At 60.5% G+C, this 20,871-nt stretch carries 14 protein-coding genes; 4 read left to right on the plus strand and 10 right to left on the minus strand.

The features are described from left to right. Nucleotides 1-78 precede the first annotated feature (78 nt). Together H4V98_RS09425 and bfr are read right to left on the minus strand one after the other, a co-directional pair. Nucleotides 79-2,241: a TonB-dependent siderophore receptor gene (locus H4V98_RS09425; protein ID WP_280757468.1), complete on the minus strand. Its 2,163-nt coding sequence runs from the start codon at nt 2,239-2,241 to the stop codon at nt 79-81. Between the two features lie 394 nt (nt 2,242-2,635). After that, entirely contained in the window at nt 2,636-3,112 is a 477-nt protein-coding gene (gene bfr / locus H4V98_RS09430; protein ID WP_196862739.1) for a bacterioferritin, read from the minus strand. A 133-nt stretch (nt 3,113-3,245) separates the two neighbouring features. Between bfr and H4V98_RS09435 the strand changes: the two genes are divergently transcribed. Both H4V98_RS09435 and H4V98_RS09440 read left to right on the plus strand, forming a co-directional pair. Beyond that, the gene (locus tag H4V98_RS09435; RefSeq protein WP_196862738.1) at nt 3,246-3,536 is read left to right on the plus strand and encodes an HNH endonuclease signature motif containing protein; all 291 of its coding nucleotides are present in this window, start codon (nt 3,246-3,248) and stop codon (nt 3,534-3,536) included. Between the two features lie 85 nt (nt 3,537-3,621). Continuing rightward, entirely contained in the window at nt 3,622-4,959 is a 1,338-nt protein-coding gene (locus H4V98_RS09440) for a DUF3422 domain-containing protein (RefSeq protein ID WP_196862737.1), read from the plus strand. A gap of 10 nt (nt 4,960-4,969) precedes the next feature. On the opposite strand, the gene H4V98_RS09445 is transcribed toward H4V98_RS09440, so the two are convergent. The 6 genes from H4V98_RS09445 to mfd form a co-directional block, all read right to left on the minus strand. Then, nucleotides 4,970-6,814, minus strand: a complete 1,845-nt coding sequence (locus tag H4V98_RS09445; protein WP_196862736.1) for an ABC transporter ATP-binding protein — start codon at nt 6,812-6,814, stop codon at nt 4,970-4,972. Between the two features lie 39 nt (nt 6,815-6,853). Continuing rightward, the gene (gene serB, locus H4V98_RS09450; RefSeq protein WP_196862735.1) at nt 6,854-7,564 is read right to left on the minus strand and encodes a phosphoserine phosphatase SerB; all 711 of its coding nucleotides are present in this window, start codon (nt 7,562-7,564) and stop codon (nt 6,854-6,856) included. A 79-nt stretch (nt 7,565-7,643) separates the two neighbouring features. Beyond that, entirely contained in the window at nt 7,644-10,406 is a 2,763-nt protein-coding gene (locus H4V98_RS09455; RefSeq protein WP_196862734.1) for a DEAD/DEAH box helicase family protein, read from the minus strand. Continuing rightward, nucleotides 10,403-12,451 carry a site-specific DNA-methyltransferase gene (locus tag H4V98_RS09460; protein ID WP_196862733.1) on the minus strand — a complete coding sequence of 683 codons (2,049 nt, stop codon included), beginning with the start codon at nt 12,449-12,451 and terminating at the stop codon, nt 10,403-10,405. The genes H4V98_RS09455 and H4V98_RS09460 overlap by 4 nt, the downstream gene beginning before the upstream one ends. 98 nt (nt 12,452-12,549) lie before the next feature. After that, the gene (locus H4V98_RS09465) at nt 12,550-13,644 is read right to left on the minus strand and encodes a PDDEXK nuclease domain-containing protein (RefSeq protein WP_196862732.1); all 1,095 of its coding nucleotides are present in this window, start codon (nt 13,642-13,644) and stop codon (nt 12,550-12,552) included. Continuing rightward, entirely contained in the window at nt 13,641-17,132 is a 3,492-nt protein-coding gene (mfd, locus tag H4V98_RS09470; RefSeq protein WP_196862731.1) for a transcription-repair coupling factor, read from the minus strand. The genes H4V98_RS09465 and mfd overlap by 4 nt, the downstream gene beginning before the upstream one ends. 33 nt (nt 17,133-17,165) lie before the next feature. Between mfd and ispD the strand changes: the two genes are divergently transcribed. After that, entirely contained in the window at nt 17,166-17,900 is a 735-nt protein-coding gene (gene ispD, locus H4V98_RS09475; protein ID WP_231374645.1) for a 2-C-methyl-D-erythritol 4-phosphate cytidylyltransferase, read from the plus strand. A gap of 48 nt (nt 17,901-17,948) precedes the next feature. Next, entirely contained in the window at nt 17,949-18,449 is a 501-nt protein-coding gene (ispF, locus tag H4V98_RS09480) for a 2-C-methyl-D-erythritol 2,4-cyclodiphosphate synthase (protein WP_231374644.1), read from the plus strand. Between the two features lie 79 nt (nt 18,450-18,528). Here ispF and H4V98_RS09485 read toward each other — a convergent pair whose 3' ends face one another. Next, nucleotides 18,529-19,905: an ATP-binding protein gene (locus H4V98_RS09485; RefSeq protein WP_196862730.1), complete on the minus strand. Its 1,377-nt coding sequence runs from the start codon at nt 19,903-19,905 to the stop codon at nt 18,529-18,531. 150 nt (nt 19,906-20,055) lie between these two features. Continuing rightward, nucleotides 20,056-20,793 (minus strand): two-component system response regulator OmpR, encoded by a 738-nt coding sequence (gene ompR / locus H4V98_RS09490; protein WP_196862729.1) that lies wholly within the window; start codon nt 20,791-20,793, stop codon nt 20,056-20,058. Nucleotides 20,794-20,871: the final 78 nt, after the last annotated feature.

Raw genomic sequence — 20,871 nt, forward strand, 5'->3', positions numbered from 1 at the left:
CCAAATGGAATCGGACATTGCGGCGTGAATCCGAAATGTCCGAGGTTCTGGGGGGCGCCTGATGGCAGGCGCTGCAGGTTAAAACCGGCTGGTCAGCGTCAGGCGCACACTGCGCTCATCGCCCGGCGCGGCAAAGCCCCGGTACAGCGTGTTGTAGTACACCTTGTCAAACAGGTTGTCGATGTTGAACTTCACGCTGTTGCCTTCATTGATACGGTACTCCAGCAGCGCATCGGCCTTGACATAACCTGGTGCGCGGTTCAGTGAAGTGACGCTGTTGGCTGGCTTGTTCTGGCTGACCGCCGTGAAGCCGCCTCCCACGCGCCACTTGTCGCCAATTCGGTAGGTGGTGAACAAGGTCGCTTGACGGCTCGGGCTCAGGCCCGGGTTTTTCCCGACTTCAGCCTGACCGGCGGCATTCGAGCCCGATTGGTCAATCACCGCTTTCATGAAACCAAGGCCCGCAAAAACATCCCACTGCGGCGTGATACGACCGGCAATCTCGAACTCCAGCGCATCGGTATGGCGCTTGCCTGAAAGCAGGTAGGAATTGTTGGCCGTGTCGATGTCGGTGTTGCGTTCGTTGAATTTTTCGGTGCGTGCCAGTGCGGTGCGGAACGACAGGTCACCGCCATACAGTTCCCACTTGGCGCCGATTTCCATGTTGCGGCTGCTTTCTGGATCGGTATTGGCCGAGGTCGGGTCAAACTGGTAAAGGTCGCCCGATGTGTTGAACGATGTGCCATACGAGGCGTAATAGCTCACTTCTTCGTTTGGCTGGAACATCACGCCCAGGCGTTTGCTCAGCAGCGTGTCCGAGCGCGACAGCGGCGTGTTGTTGGGTGCGGTATTGCCCGTGCGTTCGTAGTCGCCCTTGAAGTTGTCAATGCGCAAGCCGCCGACCAGTTTCCAGTAAGGCGCAATGTCAATCGTGTCCTGCAAATACAGGCCCAGCGTGCGCGCCTGGAATTGCGTGGCCAGCCGCTCGGTCAGGTCGCCGCTGATGCCCGCACTGTCCGGATTGCCAGCCGTTGTCGCGAGTTTGTTGCGGATCAATGAAGGATAGGTCGATCGTTTGGCCTTTTCCAGCGCATATTCTGCGCCGGCCAGCAAGCTGTTCTTGCGGCCAAACCAGTTGGTCGTGGTCAGATAGTCGGTCTGTAAAAAGGTGTGATGTTCTTCGCCCGACTTGGCATTCGTGCGCCGGTTCACCACCGTGTTCGGGTTAACGTTCAGGCCGGTCGTGCCGGCGGCAAAGCTGGACTGCGTGGCCCACATGGCGCGTGAATAGTAGCCGTCGCGCGCGGTGGTTTTCAAGGTGCTGCCGTCGCTCCAGCGGTGGGTATGCGACAGGGTCAACACATCAGCCTTGTCTTTCTGGAAGTCGCTGTCCAGGCCATACCAGTATTTGTTGGTGGGCGAGGGCGCCGGCTTGCCTTCCAGCCACTGGAAACCCCAGTCGGGCTTGTCGTTGTAATGCAGGTGGTAATAGCTGACAGCGAATTCGTTGGCGGTGCCAATGCCGAAGCGGTAGTCAAGCGCCAGGCCGCGTCGATGGGTGGAGGCGCCGGCATTGTCGCCGCGTCCGTCGCCGTCGGTCGCCATGGCATTGATGCGCAGGGCGGCCTCGTCATCAAGCTTGAAATTGAAATCGCCTTGATAGCGCTGGTAGCCGTTGGTGCCAATCGTCGCGTTGACCTCTTGCTCGGTGATCAGGCGCGGCTGCTTGCTGACCTGGCTCACGATGCCACCGGTGGAGCCCCGGCCAAACAGCATGGACGCCGAACCGCGCAACACTTCCACCCGGTCGATGTTGAACAAATCGCGGTTGTACTGCGCAATGTCACGCATGCCATCAAGGTAGATGTCGCCCGCCGCGCTGAAGCCGCGCAGCCGGATGTTGTCACCAACACGGCCGCCTTCGCCGGCTTCAAACGTGATGCCGATGACATTTTCCAGTGCGCTTTTAAAGCTGTCCTTGCCTTGGTCATGGATCAGCTTGTCATTTATCACGGTCAGCGACTGCGGAATGTCCTTGGCCGCCACTGGCATCTTGCCGACGCTGGTGACCCCGCTTTGGTAGGTTTGCGCAGCGCGGTCGCGAGTACCGGTAACCGTGACAGGGGTCAGGGATTTGCCTTCGACCTGCGTGGTTGTGGCAATGCCTGATTCAGGCGAAGGTGTCGTACTTTGTGCCCAGCCGGACACCGAGGCAGCAAGCATCAGCGCACCCAAGGGCATCAAAACGCATTCGGATGACAAGCCGGCAGATGTGGTTTTTGTGACCGGAGAAAATTTTTTCAAACTGTCACAGCTGGACAGGCGGTGGCGCGCAGGGCGGGCGGAAAGGTTTGCCAAAAGAGAGAGCTCCAAGCGGTATCCGGCCTTGGGGGCAACGGATCAGATTTAAATATTGGCTTGGCTGGCTCGAAGCTGTCCTGCAGGACGTGAGTTGGCTGGCTGCTGAAATGCGTTCACGATTGTATTGATAAATGAGAATTATTCGCGATACCGTCAGTCAAATCTTTCCTCTTTACAGGCGCTTGTGTTTGAAAACAACAACGGGGCTTAAAAGCCCCGTTGTGTATTGCCTGTGTTCCGGCACCGCTCAGGTGCCGGGGTGTTGCGTCAGCCCTTAGCTGAGTTCGCCCATCTGGCTTTGCATGTAGTTCTGGATGCCGACCTTGCCGGCCAGGTCGATCTGGGTTTCCAGGAAATCGATGTGCTCTTCGGTGTCGTTCAGGATGTCCTGCAACAGATCGCGCGAAACATAATCGCGCACCGCTTCACAGTGGGCCATGCCTTCTTTCACCGTGATTTGCGCGGCCGATTCCAGCTTCAGGTCGCAATTGAGCACTTCCAGCACATCCTCACCAATCATCAGCTTGCCCAGGTCCTGCAAATTGGGCAGGGCGTCAAGCATGAACAGCCGGTCCATCAGCCGGTCGGCATGCTTCATCTCGCCGATGGATTCGTCGTATTCCTTCTTGGCCAGCTTGTCCAGGCCCCAGTGCTTGTACATGCGGTAATGCAGGAAATACTGGTTGATAGCAGTCAGCTCGTTTTTGAGCTGGGCCTGCAGGTATGCAATGACTTGTGCGTCGCCTTTCATGGCAATCCTTTGTTGGTTTAAAAATGCATTGTCGCAATCTCCGGGGAAGCCGCAACCTAAAGTGCAATCGCATGGCGGCTGTCATAAGCCGTTGAATAAAAAAAGTGCCATTTTTTTGAATGAAAATGCACTCATGAGCAGTTTGCAGCACCTTCGCATCAAGATGTACCGCACCGTCGCCCGCCAGTTGCATGGCGTGGTGCCGTGCTGGGTGTGCGGCCAGCATGTCACGCCCGAGGCGGCAACGCTGGAACATATCCAGGCGCTGTGTGATGGCGGCAACAGCCATGCCGAAAACCTGGCCATCAGCCATGAAGTGTGCAACGGCCAGCGCCATGCAACCGGCCCGGTGCCTGCTTCCAGCACCTTGCCGGGTCAGGTGCAACGCCGGCCAGCGCAGGCGTTCAACGGCAAACCGGCGTGACGCCTGAGCACAGGAATATGCTCAATAGACCTTCTTGCGCAATCCCGGTGGGCACATTCAGCTATCAAAAAAGTAGTATCAACGCATGACCTCCAGCCTGCCTCCACTTTCCCTTCGGGCCAGTTTCCTGCCGCCCGACGACCCGCAGCGCAGCGCGCTGCACAACGAAGTGCATGCCCGTCCTTCCGCGCGGGTGCGGCTGCCGGCGCTGGTCGTGCAGGTGGCCGTGCTCAACGCCGGCATCACGCGTGAAGACGAGTGCGCGCACCTGCGGCGCCTGAACGGCCAGAGCCTGCTGCCGTTGGAGCGCCTGAGCGGCAATTTCCTGCGGCTGCCGTGCGGTTACTTCACCGTGAAATGGGAGCGGCACAGCGAATTTACCCGCTATTCCATCGTGCAGGCGCTGCCAGACGGTGCGCTGCTCGGCGCGTCCGAGCCTGAACTGCTCACTGGCCTGGCCGTCACGCCCGAATGGCTTTGCGGCATTCCGGGGCGCACCGTGTCGGCCATTCAGCTGGTCATGCTGGAAGGGCTGCTTGGCGATGCGCCCGCGCTGATGGCGCAGGCGCAGTCCTGGTTTGGCGGTCGTTCGGTGATTGCCTCGCAATTGGGTAACGGCCATTCCTGGGCGGTGACCGACTTCCGGATTGGCGCCGACGGGTTTGAGCGCATGCTGGTGGTTGCCGTGCCCGGCACCAGTGAAAGCCGTGCCGGCCGCATTTCGCAGCGCCTGCTGGAAGTCGAGATTTACCGCTTGATGGCCTTGCGCGGCCTGCCGGTGGTCAAGCAACTTGCGCCCATGCTGTCAGAAGCCGAAAGCGCGCTGGCCGACATCACGGCCCGGCTGGAAGGCAAGTCGGCATCCGACCAGGATCTGCTCGACACGCTGGTGTCACTGGCCGCACGCGTCGAGCGCGCCACCGCCGAGCACAGCTACCGTTTTTCCGCCACCCAGGCCTACAACACGCTGGTCGGCCAGCGCTTGATCGAATTGCGCGAAAAGCCCATTTCCGGTACCCAGACACTGAGCGAATTCATGCAGCGCCGGTTGTCGCCTGCCATTGCCACCGTGGCCGCCACTGCGCAGCGCCTGAATTCGCTGTCGGAGCGCATCACGCGCACCAGCGCCTTGCTGCGCACCCGGGTGGACATTGCCACCGAAACGCAAAACCAGGTGCTGCTGGAAAAACTCACGCGCGGGCAGGAGCTGCAACTGCGCCTGCAATCAACGGTCGAAGGCCTGTCGATTGCCGCCATTTCCTATTACGTCATCAGCCTGCTGCTTTACGCCGGCAAGGCCGCCAAGGCGGCGGGCGCGCCGGTGAATCCGGAAATGCTGGTCGGCGCTGCGATTCCGCTGGTGCTGTGGCTGGTCTGGCGCAACATCCGCCGCATTCATGCCAAACTCAATGGCGGGCACTGAAGACCTGCGCCTATTCCTCGTCGGTCTCGTCAGGCAGAAAACCGCCGCTCTGGTGCGCCCACAGCCGCGCGTACACACCGCCCAGGGCCAGCAGTTCGCGGTGACTGCCTTCTTCCGCGATGCGGCCCTGGTCCAGCACGATCAATCGGTCCATCGCCGCAATGGTTGACAGGCGGTGCGCAATCGCAATCACGGTCTTGCCCTTCATCAGGGTGTTCAGGCTGGTCTGGATGGCAATTTCCACTTCGGAGTCCAGCGCGCTGGTGGCTTCGTCGAGCAGCAAGATGGGCGCGTCTTTCAGCATCACGCGGGCAATGGCCACGCGCTGGCGCTGGCCGCCCGACAGCTTCACGCCGCGCTCGCCGACATGCGCATCAAAGCCCGTACGCCCTTGCAGGTCTGTCAGGCCGGCAATAAAACCGTCGGCTTCGGCTTGCTGCGCCGCCAGCCGCATGGCGTCCTCGGTCGCGCCGGGCCGGCTGTAGGTGATGTTGTCGCGCACCGAGCGGTGCAGCAGCGACGTGTCTTGAGTGACCATGCCGATGTGGCTGCGCAGGCTGTCTTGCGTGACGTTCGCAATGTTCTGGCCATCGATCAAAATCCGCCCGGCCTCGACATCATGAAAGCGCAGCAACAGGTTGACCAGCGTGGATTTGCCCGCGCCCGAACGGCCAATCAAGCCGATTTTCTCGCCAGGCTTGACCGCCAGGTTAAGCTTTTCAATCACCCGCGTTCCCTGGCCGTAGCTGAAGCTCACGTCTTCAAAGCGCACTTCACCGTGCGGCACCGTGAGCACCCTGGCCTGGGCGGCGTCCTCGATCACGCGCGGCCGCGACAGCGTGTTGATGCCGTCCTGCACCGTGCCCACGCTTTCAAACAGGCTGGTCATTTCCCACATGATCCAGTGCGACATGCCCTGCAGCCGGAGCGCCATGGCGGTAGCCGCCGCCACCGCGCCAACCCCGACCTCGCCCAGCTGCCACAACCACAGCGACGTGCCAGCCATGCCGAGAATCAGGCCCATGCTCAGCGCATGGTTGACGACTTCAAACGCACTGACGAGCCGCATCTGGCTGTGGCCGGTGTCCATGAACTCCTGCATCGCCGAGCGGGCAAAGGCGGCTTCTCGGTGGGTGTGGGAAAACAGCTTGACGGTGGTGATGTTGGTGTAGGCGTCGGTGATGCGGCCGGTCATGAGCGAACGCGCATCGGCCTGCTGCTTGCCGACATGGCCCAGCCGGGGCACAAAGAAAAACAGAGAGCCGATATACAGCAGCAGCCAGACCAGAAACGGCAGCACCAGCTTGAGGTCAAATGCACCCGCCAGCACTGTCATGGTGGCGATGTAAATCACCATGGCCACCAGCACATCGGCCAGCACAAACAGCGTGTCGCGCACCGCCAGCGCCGTCTGCATGACCTTGGTGGTCAGGCGCCCGGCAAATTCGTCCTGGTAAAAGGCCATGCTCTGGCCCAGCATCAGGCGGTGAAAATTCCAGCGCAAACGCATCGGAAAATTGATGGCCAGCGTCTGGTGCTTGATGACGGTTTGCAGGGCCACCACCGCAATGCTGGCAACCACCAGGCCAGCCAGCACTTTCAGCGTCGTGCCCTGCTCGATCCACAGCCGGGCCGGTGGCGTGCGGCCCAGCCAGTCCACAATGCGGCCCATCATGGCGAACAGCAAAGCCTCAAAGGCGGCCAACAAGCCGGACAGCACAGCCATCCCCAAAATGAAGCCGCGTGCACCCTGGCTGCAAGCCCAGATAAAAGCAATGAAACCCTTGGGCGGCAGCGTTGGTTCTGCTTCGGGGTACGCGTGCAGCAGGCTTTCGAATTTTTGAAACAGGTTCATGAGGGAGCGTAGCCGTTCATCGAAGATCGCTTCATCGCTTCATCGCAGCAGCTCCAGCAGCCGGTCCAGCCCGCCTTCGTTGATCGCCACCATCGCCTGCTCGCGCACCTTGGGCTTGGCATGGTAGGCCACCGACAGGCCGGCTGCGCCCATCATGGGCAGGTCGTTGGCGCCGTCGCCCATGGCAATCGCCTGCAGCGGGTTGATACCCAGCACGCCGCAGGTTTCAAGCAGCGTGCGGCGCTTTTCCTCGCCGTCGCAGATGTCGCCCCACGGCTGATCGACCAGTCGGCCGGTCAGTATGCCGTTGTCGATTTCGAGCACGTTGGCGCGCAGGTAGTCGATGCCGAGCGTTTCTTGCACCCGGTCGGCAAAAAAGGTGAAGCCGCCGCTGACCAGCAACACCTTCATGCCGGCGGCCTTGCAGGCGTGCACCAATTCCGCCGCACCCGGGTTGAGCTTGAGGCGCTCGCGGTAAACCGATTCCATGCTGTTAACGCTCACGCCCTTGAGCAGCGCCACGCGCCGGCGCAGGCTGTCCTTGAAGTCGGTAATCTCGCCGCGCATGGCGGCTTCGGTGATGGCCGCCACTTCAGCCTTGCGGCCCACCGCGTCGGCAATCTCGTCGATGCATTCGATGTTGATGAGTGTCGAGTCCATGTCAAAGGCGATCAGCTTGAAGTCGCTGAGTTTGAGGTCGGGCGTGGCAATGTTGACAACTAGGCCGGGGGAGGGTTCGATGGGGTTCATGATTCTTGTTACTACGGTTTTGATAGCTGTTCGCGCAGATGGAGCGTGCACTAGCGGCCTATTTGATATTGAAAATATGTCAGGTAGCAGGCGCCGAGTCGCGCATCCATTGCCGCAGGCGCGCCAGGTTGTCAAAGTCCACCACTTCACCCAGGCTGCCGCTGTCGTCAACAATCTTGAAGCGCTGGGCGTCCTTGGTCAGAAACAAGACTTTCCCATAGGTGCTTGACTGGTGCTTGCCCTTGCGGCTGGCGTCCTTCACATCGTGCTTGGTCTCGACCAGGCGAATCAGCGGCTCGTCGTCCAGCTCATGCTGCAGGCAGACCACGAAGTCGGGGTAGAACATGTGGCGGCTGTCGCTGCGCATCAGCGCAATGCTGTAGGGCTTGCCCTGCGGGTTGCGATGCCACCAGGCAACAAAATCGGCCCGATCCAGCGACTGCGCAAAGGCCAGCTCCTGGGTGTTGAATTCAAACGTCGCATCCAGTCGCGCCGTTGAAAACACGTCGCCCGACGGCTGGCCGCCGGCATCCTGCGCAAATACATACGTTTCGTTTTTAAACAGAGGCTGGGCTTGCAGCGGCAACGCGCCGGCCGCCAGCGCCACGCTGTCGGTTTCGGGGAACAGCACGCCGTAAATATTTTTTCTCGATCGCGCCAAGGGTTTGCCGGCAGGCATCAAGAGTGCATCGGGCAGCGCCTGCGCCGGGGCTTCGCGCGCCTTGCTGGCCCATTGCGCCTGCAAGGCTTCCTGCAATTCGGGCAACTGCTTGTGAATCACCCAGCAGGCGGCGTCGCGCGCCTGGGTGCGCAGCACGCCGGACGGCGGGGCTGCTTCATGCTCGCGGTAGGCGTGGGCGCGCTCGATTTCGGGCAGCAGCCGCCGCGCCAGTTCACCAATAAGCTCGATGTGGTCCTGCTCTTCAAGCCCCATCTTTTCCAGCGCCGCCTGGGTGTGGTGCATCAGCGCCGTGCGGTCCGTCACGACCTGAACCCGGTCTTCACTGCTAACGCCCGTGAACAGTTCGGTGCGCACTTCCCATTCCGTCAGCAGGTTCAGCGCCGCGCGCGTGGCCATGCTTTTGACCTCTTCGGGCAACGGCAATGCACGCGCCGCCGCTTTAATGTCGAGTTCCAGCACGTCAAACACCGGCTTGGTTTCGGTGATGAACTGTCTGGGCGTCGCGCGCTGCGCCACCCGGTCCAGCCGGGGGTAGGCGCGCAGCCCGCAGGCGTCCAGCGCCTCCAGCAACTGGGCCTGGTTGGCTGGGGCGTTGCGCGTGGATGAGGGCCGGTTGCCGCTAACCGCCTCCATGAAGTCCAGCGCATCGAACTCGCCGCTTTGCGCCATGGCGCCGAACAGTTCGGGTGTCGTGCCAATGTCGGCCAGCGGCGGTGCGGCCACGACAGCCGAGTCACCCGGCAGCGGCGCGGCGGGCACTACCGGCGCTTGCACCGTGCCATCCAATCCCAGCGTGGCCAGCAAGCCCATGTCATAACCCAGCGGCGGCTGGTTGGTGGCGTGGTTGCTCAAGGCAATGCCGCCGTGCGCGGTGCGCCGCACCACCAGTTCCTCGATCTGGCCTTCGAGCTGCGAGATCACCGCTTGCGTCGAAGCCGCTGCTTCTGCAAAACCCGTCTGCGCCTGTTCGTTAGCCAGAAAAACATAGGCCGTGTCCAGTTCCGGTGGCGCGGTGTAGGGCACTGGAAAAGCCCTCTGCAATTCAGCCGGCACCCGCATCACGCGGCCGATGAACTGCATTGCAAAGTCTTCATCGCTCACGTTTTTCGTCGAAGCCAGCACAAAGGCACGCGGCGCGTCAAAGCCCGTGCCCGCCGACTGCTTGAACACCAGCACCTCAATACGCGTGTCCACCGCAATTGCCGCCATCATCACCGGGTCGGGCTCGTCGGCCGAGTGCATGCCAATCGCCTCCGGGGCAATGCCTAACTGCTGCGTCAAAAATGCAAAGGCCTCCCGAATCGCGTCCTCCCCATTGGCCACCTGCACCAGCATCAGCGGCACCGTGGCCAGGCCCCGGTTTTTCAGCATCCGGCCGATGTGCTGGTTGCGCAGCCAGGCGCGGCGCAGCACCGTCAGTTTCAGGTCGGTGACGCCTTGCATCGACTCGCTCATGGGGTAGATCACGGTTTCCAGCCAGGGCTTGTTCAGCCGCTCGGCCACCACGTCGGCGCGGCTGACGCTGAAAGCCTTGAAGGCGATGTTGCCCGCGCTGGCGATGAATGCGTTGAGCCGCGCATCCTTGGGCGTGGCGCTGGCCATAAGCAAATAGTCGGCCTTGAGCCATTTCACAAACTTGCCGAACTCGGTGGCGCTGTCCAGCGCAATGTGCACCTCGTCCACCACCAGGCCAATTTCCAGCCCGCGCGCCCGGGCCAGTTCAAGGTAGGTGGCCAGGCTGCGCCGGTCGTCGTCGCTTTTGTCGGTGTAGCCGGCCTTGTGCGACTTGGCGCTGGCCACGCCCTGCAAGGTGGACACCAGCACCTGGCCTGCTTCGGGCGCTTCGTTTTGCGCCATGGACAGGTGTTTGGCAATCAAGCCGGTCTCGGTGGTCTGGTTGTCCAGCGTGTCCACGGTTTGCGCCACCAGGTTGACGTAAGGCACAAACCACAGCCACAGCACGGGCGTTGCCTGGGAGATGTTGGCCAGAATCCGGGTCAGCACGAAGGTCTTGCCCGACCCCGTGGGGCTGCGCAGCAGGCAGGGCGGGCGCGGCTGGCGGTCCAGGGCGTCGCACACGTTCTTGATGATCTGCGCCTGAAAGGATTTGGGAACCAGCCCGGCGGACTGCGGGGCGGTGATGGGGGCGAGGGCGCTCATGAGCTGGCGCTTTCTGAAGGGGTTGCGGAAGGATTTTCAGTGCCATTTAGGTCTGTTGCGCTTGCTGCGTCTGCGTGAGCAGCTATTGAATCCGTAGCGTCTGGCGGCAAGGCGACCGGCTTGCGCCGCGCCAGTGGGCTTTGCTGGCCGTGCAGCAGCGCTTGCGCCAGCGACAGGCTTTCGACCTCGCGGCCCAGCGCCTGGAAGTGCTCGCGCACCGTGGCCGGGCGCGCCGAATAGACCCGCAACTGGCGGCACGGCAGGGCGGCCAGCACGTCGAGCGTGGCGCGGGTCAGCGTGTGGCACAGCACCGTGAGCGCGCCGTTGCCGGTGTTTTGTACCAGCACCTTCACGCCCCGGTCGGTGGCAGGCACGGGCCGGGCCACTTGTCCCAGACGCAGCGTGAGCAACTGGAATGCATGCGCGCAACTGGAATCAAATGGTGCATCGCCGGGCGCGAGTTTGTCGAGTTGCAGATAGGCAAAGCTGTTGCCCGCCAGCGCCGCGTCGGATTCGATGACCTTGCGGATGCGCGCCGCGCAGACGTCGCGGCAGACATTTTTGTTTGGCTCTTTGACGGTTGCTTCCGTGCTGGAACAAAGAATGAACTTTCGATTGCCGCCGTCCAGCGCATTGAGCGCTAGCACCGCATGGCCCGTGGTTCCCGTGCCAGCAAAAAAATCTAAAACGGTGTCGTCGGCTCGACTGGCTTGGTTTAACAGACCAAAAAGTATCGACAAGGGCTTTGGGTAAGGGAAATCTTTGTTGCCCAAAAGCGCTTTGACTTGAGAGGTTCCCTCGCCCGTCGCGCCGACTGTCAAGCTGACTACGTTGTCGTCTTCGTCTTCCTCTGTGAGTGTCTGCGCTGCAGCGTGCAGCCAAGATGAAAGCGGCGTCACTTCGCGAAGCAAATGCTGGCGAAACCGTTTATAGCGTGGTTTGCCATAACCAATCTTTCGTCCTATCCAGCTTTCTAGTGGTTCGATGTAAGTCAAAAGTCGCGCAACTTTGGCATCACTTTCAGCCGCCTTAGTCAGTTGTTTGAGTTCAAGGTAAATCTTCAGCTGCTTTGGGGCCGTGCCCTGCTTGATAGCTTTCAAAATCTCGTCAGCACTCGCATAACTTACGGTTTTGTCGTTGCCGGGCCAAAGGATGCGTTTCTCCGCAAGAATAGTTTCAATTGGGTCTGATTGAAGCTTTTTCTTGAGCGGTCTGGATATCGAAGAAAAGCGCCACACGCTGTCTGGGTCGCAGGCATACCAAGTGTTGGTTTCCACGTTGTGAATCGGGTAGTAAGCCTCGGGTCTCTGCTTGGCGTTATGCGCCTTTACGAGGTTGTCGTTTTGCCATTCACCGCGCGGGTCGTTGTCGGGGTTGCTATAGGCCGATTCGTCGCGGCCTTCACCTTTGAACTCAAAACCTGTATTTGCATACACCAGTACATGCTCGTGGTTGTCCGAGAGGAGTGCACCCTTGGTGTCATTACCGCCTGAGCGCACCCTCCAGACAAAACTGCCAACCCGCCGTCCCGGAAACACCTCGTCCATCAGCAACTCCAGCCGCGCCCGGTTTTCGTCGTTGATGCTGACCATGATCACGCCGTCCTGCGTCAGCAAATCCTTGGCCAGCAGCAGTCGCTGGTACAAAAATTCGAGCCACTGGCTGTGCCGCCAGCGGTCGTTTGCGCCGACATAACGGTCGTTGTAGACCCAGTCCTTGTTGCCGGTGTTGTAGGGCGGGTCGATGTAGATCACGCGGATTTTGTCAGCGTGCGTGCTTTTGAGCAGGCGCAAACTGTCGAAGTTGTCGCCCTCAATGATCAGGTTGGGCGTGCCGCTGCCTTCAACCTGATCGAGCCCGTGGGAAAAATCCGGCACCAGACGGGGCAGCACGATGTCGGCGTTCAGCGCCGCATCGCGGGCAATGGCGCTGCTTTCCCAGTACAACCCGAGTTTTTGCTTCGTCAAATGTTCGGTCAGCAGGCGGCGCAGTTGCGGGGCGCTCAGGTTTTCCAGGCTTTTCAGCAGGTCGTCGGGAATGCTCATGGCGGATGGTTGCTCTTGTTTTTATAGCTTCTAGTGCCCGTATGGCGTGCGCTAGAACCCTATTTTCTATAAATTTCAGGTTTTAAGCCTGGCTGCCGTCACGCCTCGCCGTCTTCACCGCTTGCTGCCCAGCCTTGCAAGCGCGCAGCAATTTGCTCAGGACTGGGCAGATCGTTGCGGTAACTGACGGGCAACTGCGGTGTGACGGTATAGGTGGCAATGCCCAGCGGCCGCGTCATGGTGCGCAGGGCGTATTCGACCATCGTCTTGGTTTTACTGCGGCAAATGACGATGCCAATCGGCGGGTTTTCGCCTTCCAGTCGGTGCTGCTGATCCAGCGTGTCAAGGTAAAACTCAATCTGTCCCTTGTGCTCGGGCTTGAAGTCGCCAATTTTCAGCTCAATAGCGACCAGGCAGCGCAGGCGGCGGTGAAACAGCAGCAGATCGATGAAGTATTCCTTGCCATCCACTTCCAGCCGGTACTGGTTGCCAACAAAGGTGAAGGCACCGCCCATTTCGCTCAAAAAGCCGCGCAGGTTGCGCACCAGCGCTTGCTCCAACTCCCGCTCGGAGTGTTCTTCAGCCAGCCCCAAAAAGTCGAAAGTGTAGTGATCTTTCACCGCCAACAGAGCTTGGGCCTTGATGGTGTCCGGCACGGCGGCGTCAAAGTTGGTTTGTCCGTTCAGGTATTGGGCGTAGCTGTGGTTGTCGATCTGGTGCCGCAGCACGTTGGTGGTCCAGCCGAAGCGGGCGGTCGCGCGCAGATAAAACTCACGCTCGAGATCGCCCTTGCAACGCGCCATGACCAGCAGATTTTTCGCCCAGCTGATTTCTCCAATCAACGATTGGAGTTTTGGCTTGTCACTGTATTCGTTGAAAAACTGGCGCATCAACCAGAGGTTTTGCGCTGAAAATCCGTTGCGTCCCGGAAACTCGACCTGCAGGTCACGCGCCAGATTTTCCACCACGCCTTTGCCCCAGCCCAGTGCGGCTTGGCGCTGGCTGATGTTTTCACCCAGCCACCAATACAGCGCCAGAAGTTCTCGATTGGCCGCGCGTAAAGCCTGAAATTGCCGCTGCCGAATCTGCGACTTGATTTCTACAAGAAAGTCGCCGTAACCTGGCGCTTGCGCTGACAAGCTGGACGAGTCGACAGCTTGCACAACTGCCAGATTTTTTTCCTCCGCATTCATAGCGCCAGCATGGCCTCTTCTTTTTGCGGCTGTCCCAGACTGCGCAGCACATCGCGCACCATTTGCGCCCGGTCTTTGGCGTCGGGCAGGGCGCGCTCGATGCGCAGCTTGTCGTTGCCAGCCAGCTTGATGTGCTTGTTTTTCTGGATCAGGTGGATGATGGCCATGGCGTCAATGGGGGGGTCTTTCTTGAAGGTGATGGTGATGGCGGCAGGCGATGCATCGACCTTGACCACGCCGTAGGGCTTGGCAATCACGCGCAGGCGGTGCACGTCGATCAGCGTCTGGGCCTGCGCGGGCAGCTTGCCGAATCGGTCGACGATTTCTTCCAGCAACGCGTCGATCTGCTCGGTCTTTTTGGCCGTGGCGAGCTTTTTGTAGAACGACAGGCGCAAATGCACGTCGCCGCAAAAGTCGTTTGGCAGCAACGCCGGGGCATGCAGGTTGATCTCGGTCGTGGCGCCGAGCGGCGACAGCAAGTCTGGTTCGTGGCCTGCCTTCAGGGACGCCACCGCTTCGCTCAGCATCTCGTTGTAGAGCTGAAAGCCGATTTCCAGCATGTTGCCGCTCTGGTTTTCGCCCAGCACTTCGCCGGTGCCACGAATTTCCAGGTCGTGCATCGCCAGGTAAAAGCCCGAGCCAAGTTCTTCCATCTGCTGAATCGCGTCCAGCCGCTGACTGGCTTGCTTGGTCAGGCCTTCAAGATCCGGCACCATCAAATAGGCATAGGCCTGGTGGTGGCTTCGGCCGACGCGGCCGCGCAACTGGTGCAACTGCGCCAGGCCGAACTTGTCGGCGCGGCTCATCAAGATGGTGTTGGCGCTGGGCACGTCAATGCCGGTTTCGATGATGGTCGAGCACAGCAGCACATTGAAGCGCTGGGCCACGAAGTCCTTCATCACGCGTTCCAGTTCGCGCTCGGGCATCTGGCCATGGGCGACGGCAATGCGCGCTTCGGGCAGCAGCAACTCAAGCTTCTCGCGGCGGTTTTGAATCGTGTCGACTTCGTTGTGCAGGAAATAAACCTGGCCGCCGCGCTTCAACTCGCGCAGCACGGCCTCGCGGATCACGCCGTTGCCTTCGGTGCGCACAAAGGTCTTGATCGCGAGCCGGCGTTGCGGGGCGGTCGCAATCACGCTTAAATCCCTCAAGCCTTCAAGCGCCATGCCCAACGTTCGCGGAATTGGCGTGGCGGTCAGCGTGAGCACATCGATCTCGGCGCGCATGGCTTTCATGGCCTCTTTGTGGCGCACGCCAAAACGGTGTTCCTCGTCAATGATGAGCAAGCCCAGTTGCTTGAACTTCACGTCCTGGCTTAGCAGCTTGTGCGTGCCGACGACAATATCGACCGTGCCTTCTGCCAGGCCCTTGATGGCGGCGGTGATTTCCTTGGCCGAACGGAATCGGCTCATTTCGGCGACCCGGACCGGCCACTTGGCAAAGCGGTCCACCAGCGTCTGGTAATGCTGCTCGGCCAGCAGCGTGGTCGGGGCGAGCAAGGCGACCTGCTTGCCGCCGGTGATGGCAATGAAGGCGGCGCGCAACGCCACTTCGGTTTTGCCGAAACCCACGTCGCCGCAAACCAGCCGGTCCATCGGGCGCGGGCTGATCATGTCCTGGATCACGGCGTGGATCGCAGCGCGCTGGTCGGGGGTTTCGTCAAAGCCGAAGTCGTTGGCAAAAACCTCGTAGTCGCCCGGCGAATAACGAAAGGCGTGGCCTTCGCGCGCGGCGCGGCGGGCATAGATGTTGAGCAGTTCGGCGGCGGAATCGCGGATTTGCTCGGCGGCCTTGCGCTTGGCTTTTTCCCACTGGCCGCTGCCCAGCCGGTGCAATGGCGCTTCTTCGGCACTGACGCCGGTGTAGCGGCTGATTTGGTGCAACTGGCTGACCGGCACGTACAGCGTGGCCTTGTCGGCATATTCCAGATGCAAAAATTCCTGCACCGCAGGGGATCCGTCCGAATTTTTCTCGCCCAGGTCCAGGTTGATCAATCCCTGGTAGCGGCCAATGCCGTGGGCGCTGTGCACCACCGGGTCGCCGATGCGAAGTTCGGACAAGTCCTTGATCAGCGCTTCGACGTCGCTGACCTGCTCCTGCCGTTTGTTGCGCCGGCGTGTTGTGGGGCCTGCGGCGAACAGCTCGGTCTCGGTGACGAAATCAATGCTTTCTTCAAGCCAGCTGAAACCGGTGTTCAGCGCGGCGGTGGCAATGCCGATCTTCTCGCTACTCGTCTGGAAGTCTTCGAGCGAATCGAAGGCCGGTGGGCTGAGGTTGCTTGCGCGCAGAAAATCAAGCAGGCTTTCGCGCCGGCCGGCGCTTTCGGCCAGCACCAGCACGCGATGGGCGGTGTTTTTGGCGTGGCGCTTGAGGCCGGCCAGCGGGTCTTCGGCGCCGCGCACCACGGCCATTTCACTGAGCTTTTGAATCTGCGCGTTGTCGGCAACGTCTTCAACCGTGCCGCGCAACGCCAACTGCGGATAGTCATTGGCGCGCGAATAAAACTGCTCGGCGCTTAAAAACAGCGACTCGGGCGGCAGTGCGGGGCGGTCGGGCGCGTCTTTCACCAGCCGGTAGCGGTCCTTGGTGTCTTGCCAGAAGCGCTGAAAGGCCGGCTCCAGGTCGCCGTGCAGCACCACCGTGGCATTTTTGCCAAGGTAGTCGAACACGGTGGCGGTTTCTTCGAAAAAAAGCGGAAGGTAATACTCGATGCCTGCCGTGGCGACGCCGTTGCCCATGTCCTTGTAGATGCGGCTCTTGGTCGGGTCGCCCTCCAGCAGTTCGCGCCAGCGGTTGCGGAATTTGGCGCGCGCATCGTTGTCCATCGGAAACTCGCGGCCCGGCAGCAGTCGCACTTCGGGCACCGGGTACAGGCTGCGCTGGGTGTCAGGGTCAAAGGTGCGGATGCTGTCGATCTCGTCGTCGAACAGATCGACCCGGTAGGGCACCAGCGAGCCCATCGGGAATAAATCAATCAGCCCGCCGCGCACCGCGTATTCGCCGGGGCTGACGACCTGGGTGACGTGGCTGTAGCCGGCCAGCGTGAGCTGCCCTTTGAGCTTGGCTTCGTCGAGCTTTTGCTTGACCTTGAACTCAAAGGTGTAGCCGGCCAGAAAGCTGGGCGGCGCCAGGCGGTACAGCGCCGTGGTGGCCGGCACGATGACCACGTCGGCGCCAGTGTCCTTGTTGCGCTGCTGGATGCGCCAGAGCGTGGCCAGCCGTTCGCTGATCAAATCCTGGTGCGGCGAAAACGCGTCGTAAGGCAGGGTTTCCCAGTCGGGAAACAGCGCGCAGCGCAGATCAGGCGCAAAAAACGCCATCTCGTCCATCAGGCGCTGGGCGGTGGCGGCGTCCGAGGTGACGATGGCGGTGAGCTTGCCAGCCGCTTTTTCGCGTTGCCCGAGGCGGGCCAGCAGCAGGGCATCGGCAGAACCAATGGGTTGGGGCAGGGTGTAGCGTTTGCCGGTCACGAGTGAAGGAAGGTGCATCGCCCCGATTTTAGAATCTATGATGAAGTAATGATGACAAGCGCAGCCGAAAACCGTTCCAGCACCCGTTTTTTCGCATTGATTCCCTGTGCTGGCCAGGGCAGCCGGGCCGGCACTTCACTTTCAGGCCAAGCCAAGCAATACCAGAAAATTGCCGGCCTGCCGATGGTGCTGCACACGCTGGCGGCGTTCCGTCAGGTCGTGCGGCTGGCGCAAACACTGGTGGTGGTGGCACCTGGCGACTGTTTTTTGGATTCCATGGCCGAGGCGGGTTTCGACGTGTCAGCCTGCGGTGGCGCCAGCCGCGCCGACAGTGTGCGCCAAGGATTGGAGGCGCTGCTTAAAGGCGGGGCTGAAGCGCACGACTGGGTACTCGTACACGACGCCGCGCGCTGCCTGGTGACGCCAGGCCAGATCAACCAGCTGATTGACGCCTGCCAGCACGATGCCGTCGGTGGCCTGCTGGCACACAAGCTGCCGGACACACTGAAAAGCGAAGGCACGCTCGAACGCAAGGGCCGAGTCGCCGCCACGCTGGACCGCAGCGACAAATGGCTGGCGCAAACGCCACAGATGTTTCGCATCGGCCTGTTGATGCAGGCGCTTGCGCTGGCTGGCGCATCGGTCACCGACGAGTCCAGCGCCATCGAAATGCTGGGCCTGGCCCCCCGGCTGGTGGCCGGCAGCGCGCAGAACTTCAAGGTGACGTACCCGGAAGACTTTGCACTGGCCGAAGCAATCTTGTTGAACCGCAGCCAATCGGTCTGACTGCTGCCGCGTTTCCCCGACACTCTTGACCCCACGAAAGCCCAATCCATGAATTCCGACCCCATTGAGCCGCTTACTCCGTTCCGCATCGGCGAAGGCTGGGACACGCACGCGCTGGTGCCCGGCCGCAAACTCATCCTGGGCGGTGTTGAGGTACCCCACACGCTGGGCCTGCTCGGCCATTCGGACGCTGATGTGCTGCTGCACGCCATCATCGATGCGTTGCTGGGTGCGGCGGGAATGGGCGACATCGGCAGCCATTTCCCTGACACTGATGCCCGCTACAAGGGCGCCGACTCGATCGTCCTGCTGCGCGAGACCGGGCGCATGCTGGCTGAACGCGGCCTGCGCATCGGCAATATTGACAGCACCATCATTGCGCAGTCGCCCAAACTGGCATCACATATTCCGGCGATGCGCTTGCGTATTGCGCAGGCACTGGGAATGCCGCAAGACCGGATGAACGTAAAGGCCAAGACCGCCGAAAAGCTGGGTCCTGTAGGCCAAGGCCTGAGCCTGGAAGCACGCGCTGTAGCGCTACTTTATTGATAGCTGTAAATACTTGTGCAGATTGCGGAAAAGCCTTTTTTACTATAAATTCAGCCAGGCCTGAAGGTTCGGTCTGTGCTTAACCCCGGCGCAGCTTGATATGCGCTGCCAGGCCGCCGGAGCCGGTGTTGGACAAGCTGAACAGACCCCCCATGCGGAGCACGGTTTTTTCGGCTATCGCCAGCCCCAAACCTGCGCCGGTGGCCTCGGTACGGGCAACATCGCCCCTGAAAAATGGATTGGTAAGCCGGGACAACACATCAGATGCCACGCCATTGCCATGGTCGCGGATTTTCAGCAGCACCCAGGCCTCGCTGATGCGGGCAGAGATGTCCACATGCGCCATGCCGGTGTCGCTGCTCCTGCCATAACGCCTTGAATTTTCCAACAGGTTGGCAATCACCCGCGACAGATCAACCTTGTCGGCCAGCACCCGCGTGTTTTCCGGAATGCTGACGGAAACGTTCATGTCCGGGTAATCGGCCACCGAATACAGCGATTGCGCAATCACATCATTGAGCACGATAGGCTCCAGATGGGCCGGTTCAGGCCGGGCGTAATCGAGAAATTTGTCGATGATGGCATCGAGCTGGGCAATGTCTGCCACCATGTGCTGGCGCGCGTCAGGGTCAGACACACTCATTTCGGTTTCCAGACGAAGCCGTGCCAGCGGGGTACGCAAGTCATGCGAAATGCCTGCCAGCATCACCACCCGGTCCTGCTCGATTTTGGACAATTGCGCGGCCATTCGGTTAAAGCCAATATTGACCTCCCGGACCTCGCTGGTTGCCACCTGCTCATCGAGCCGGCTGGCATCGAAATCGCCATCGCGCATCCGGCTGGCTGCAAAAGACAGTTGTTTGAGCGGCTGGTTGATCAAGCGCGCAATCACTGCCGCACCGGCCATCGACAAGGCCGCCGCCGTGACCAGCCAGATCGCCCAGGTGCTGGTGCGCGACGGTCCCAATTGGGAAGGATCGGTCAGCAGCCAATACGCTTGGTTATCAATGGAAAAGCCGATCCACAAACCTTCCTTTTTGTTCATGGCACCGGCTACCACTGTGCCAGTGCCAAGACGCCGGGTCAGTTCATTGGCAATCCTCTCACCGAATTCATCACTGATGTAAGGCTCGAAAGCGTCCTTCGGACTGCGCGCCATGATGCGGACATGCTCTTCCTCTGCCAGTGTCTTGATCAATAAGCCGCGACCAATCGGATCGGTATAGCGCAGCGCCACACGGGCCGTATTGACCAGGGTAGCCAGTTGCTGTGCACTTTGAATTGCCCGAGGCCCGGTTTCGAGGGCACGGAATGTCTGTACCCAGGCAATGATCGAGCCGAACAGCAGCAATGCCAGATAGAAAAAAGTCCGCCAAAACAGGTTGATTCGTCGGCGCGGGCGAGCTTCCAGCGGTGCAGGTTCGGTTTCAAGCAGGGACGGACGAGAAGTTTGCATGGCAAAGGGGGGAGCGTCATCGGAGTTCAGACTGAACCGTGAACCCGGCACGGCGCGCTGGCTGGAGATTAGACGATTATCACTCGACCAGCACGCTTGATCTGACCCTCCGCAGACCAAGACCGGAATTCAAATGAAGGCGGATGGAGTTCAGTTGTTGCCGTCCGGCACGAACACGTAGCCGATTCCCCAGACGGTCTGGATGTAGCGCGGGACCGCAGCATCGGTTTCAATCAACTTGCGCAGGCGCGACACCTGCACATCCAGACTGCGGTCAAAAGGCTCAAATTCCCGTCCGCGTGCCAGTTGCGCCAGTTTTTCACGCGACAGCGGCTGACGCGGATGGCGTACCAGGGTCTTGAGCATGGCAAATTCGCCGGTGGTCAAAGGCAGTTCCTCGCCATTTTTCTGCAGCGTGCGCAGGCTCATGTCGAAGGAAAACGGACCGAAGGTGATGACTTCCTGGTCGTTCGACGGCGCGCCAGGCACTTCAGCGGTCGGCCTGCGGCGCAGCACGGCGTGGATACGGGCGAGCAGTTCGCGCGGGTTGAAAGGCTTTGCCAGGTAGTCGTCAGCGCCGACTTCCAGTCCAACGATGCGGTCCACATCCTCGCCTTTGGCTGTCAGCATGATGATGGGCGTGCGGTCATTGGCCGCGCGCAGGCGACGGCAGATCGACAGGCCGTCTTCGCCCGGCATCATCAGGTCGAGAACGATCAGGTCTACCGCGTCGCGCAGCATGATGCGGTTCAGCGCCTTGCTATCCTCTGCCAATATCACGTCAAAACCCTCTTGGGCCAGGTAGCGGCGCAACAGGTCGCGAATTCGTGCGTCGTCATCAAGAATGAGGATTTTGTCGGCGCGAGCATTGGATTGGGCTTGAAGCATGATGGTCTTTTAATTTGTAACAGAGGCCATTTTGAGGGCGGAAAAAAACGAATATCTCTTTTTTTAATCAATTAAACT

Source organism: Polaromonas sp. CG_23.6 (assembly GCF_029892315.1).
Classification (GTDB): Bacteria; Pseudomonadota; Gammaproteobacteria; order Burkholderiales; family Burkholderiaceae_C; genus Polaromonas.

Coding starts and splice junctions, on each gene's coding strand:
- H4V98_RS09435 (WP_196862738.1), top strand. CDS start 3,246: ATGAGCAGTTTGCAGCACCTTCGCATCAAGATGTACCGCACCGTCGCC.
- bfr (WP_196862739.1), bottom strand. CDS start 3,112: ATGAAAGGCGACGCACAAGTCATTGCATACCTGCAGGCCCAGCTCAAA.
- H4V98_RS09445 (WP_196862736.1), bottom strand. CDS start 6,814: ATGAACCTGTTTCAAAAATTCGAAAGCCTGCTGCACGCGTACCCCGAA.
- ispD (WP_231374645.1), top strand. CDS start 17,166: ATGACAAGCGCAGCCGAAAACCGTTCCAGCACCCGTTTTTTCGCATTG.
- H4V98_RS09440 (WP_196862737.1), top strand. CDS start 3,622: ATGACCTCCAGCCTGCCTCCACTTTCCCTTCGGGCCAGTTTCCTGCCG.
- ispF (WP_231374644.1), top strand. CDS start 17,949: ATGAATTCCGACCCCATTGAGCCGCTTACTCCGTTCCGCATCGGCGAA.
- H4V98_RS09465 (WP_196862732.1), bottom strand. CDS start 13,644: ATGAATGCGGAGGAAAAAAATCTGGCAGTTGTGCAAGCTGTCGACTCG.
- H4V98_RS09425 (WP_280757468.1), bottom strand. CDS start 2,241: ATGCCCTTGGGTGCGCTGATGCTTGCTGCCTCGGTGTCCGGCTGGGCA.
- mfd (WP_196862731.1), bottom strand. CDS start 17,132: ATGCACCTTCCTTCACTCGTGACCGGCAAACGCTACACCCTGCCCCAA.
- serB (WP_196862735.1), bottom strand. CDS start 7,564: ATGAACCCCATCGAACCCTCCCCCGGCCTAGTTGTCAACATTGCCACG.
- ompR (WP_196862729.1), bottom strand. CDS start 20,793: ATGCTTCAAGCCCAATCCAATGCTCGCGCCGACAAAATCCTCATTCTT.
- H4V98_RS09460 (WP_196862733.1), bottom strand. CDS start 12,451: ATGAGCATTCCCGACGACCTGCTGAAAAGCCTGGAAAACCTGAGCGCC.
- H4V98_RS09485 (WP_196862730.1), bottom strand. CDS start 19,905: ATGCAAACTTCTCGTCCGTCCCTGCTTGAAACCGAACCTGCACCGCTG.
- H4V98_RS09455 (WP_196862734.1), bottom strand. CDS start 10,406: ATGAGCGCCCTCGCCCCCATCACCGCCCCGCAGTCCGCCGGGCTGGTT.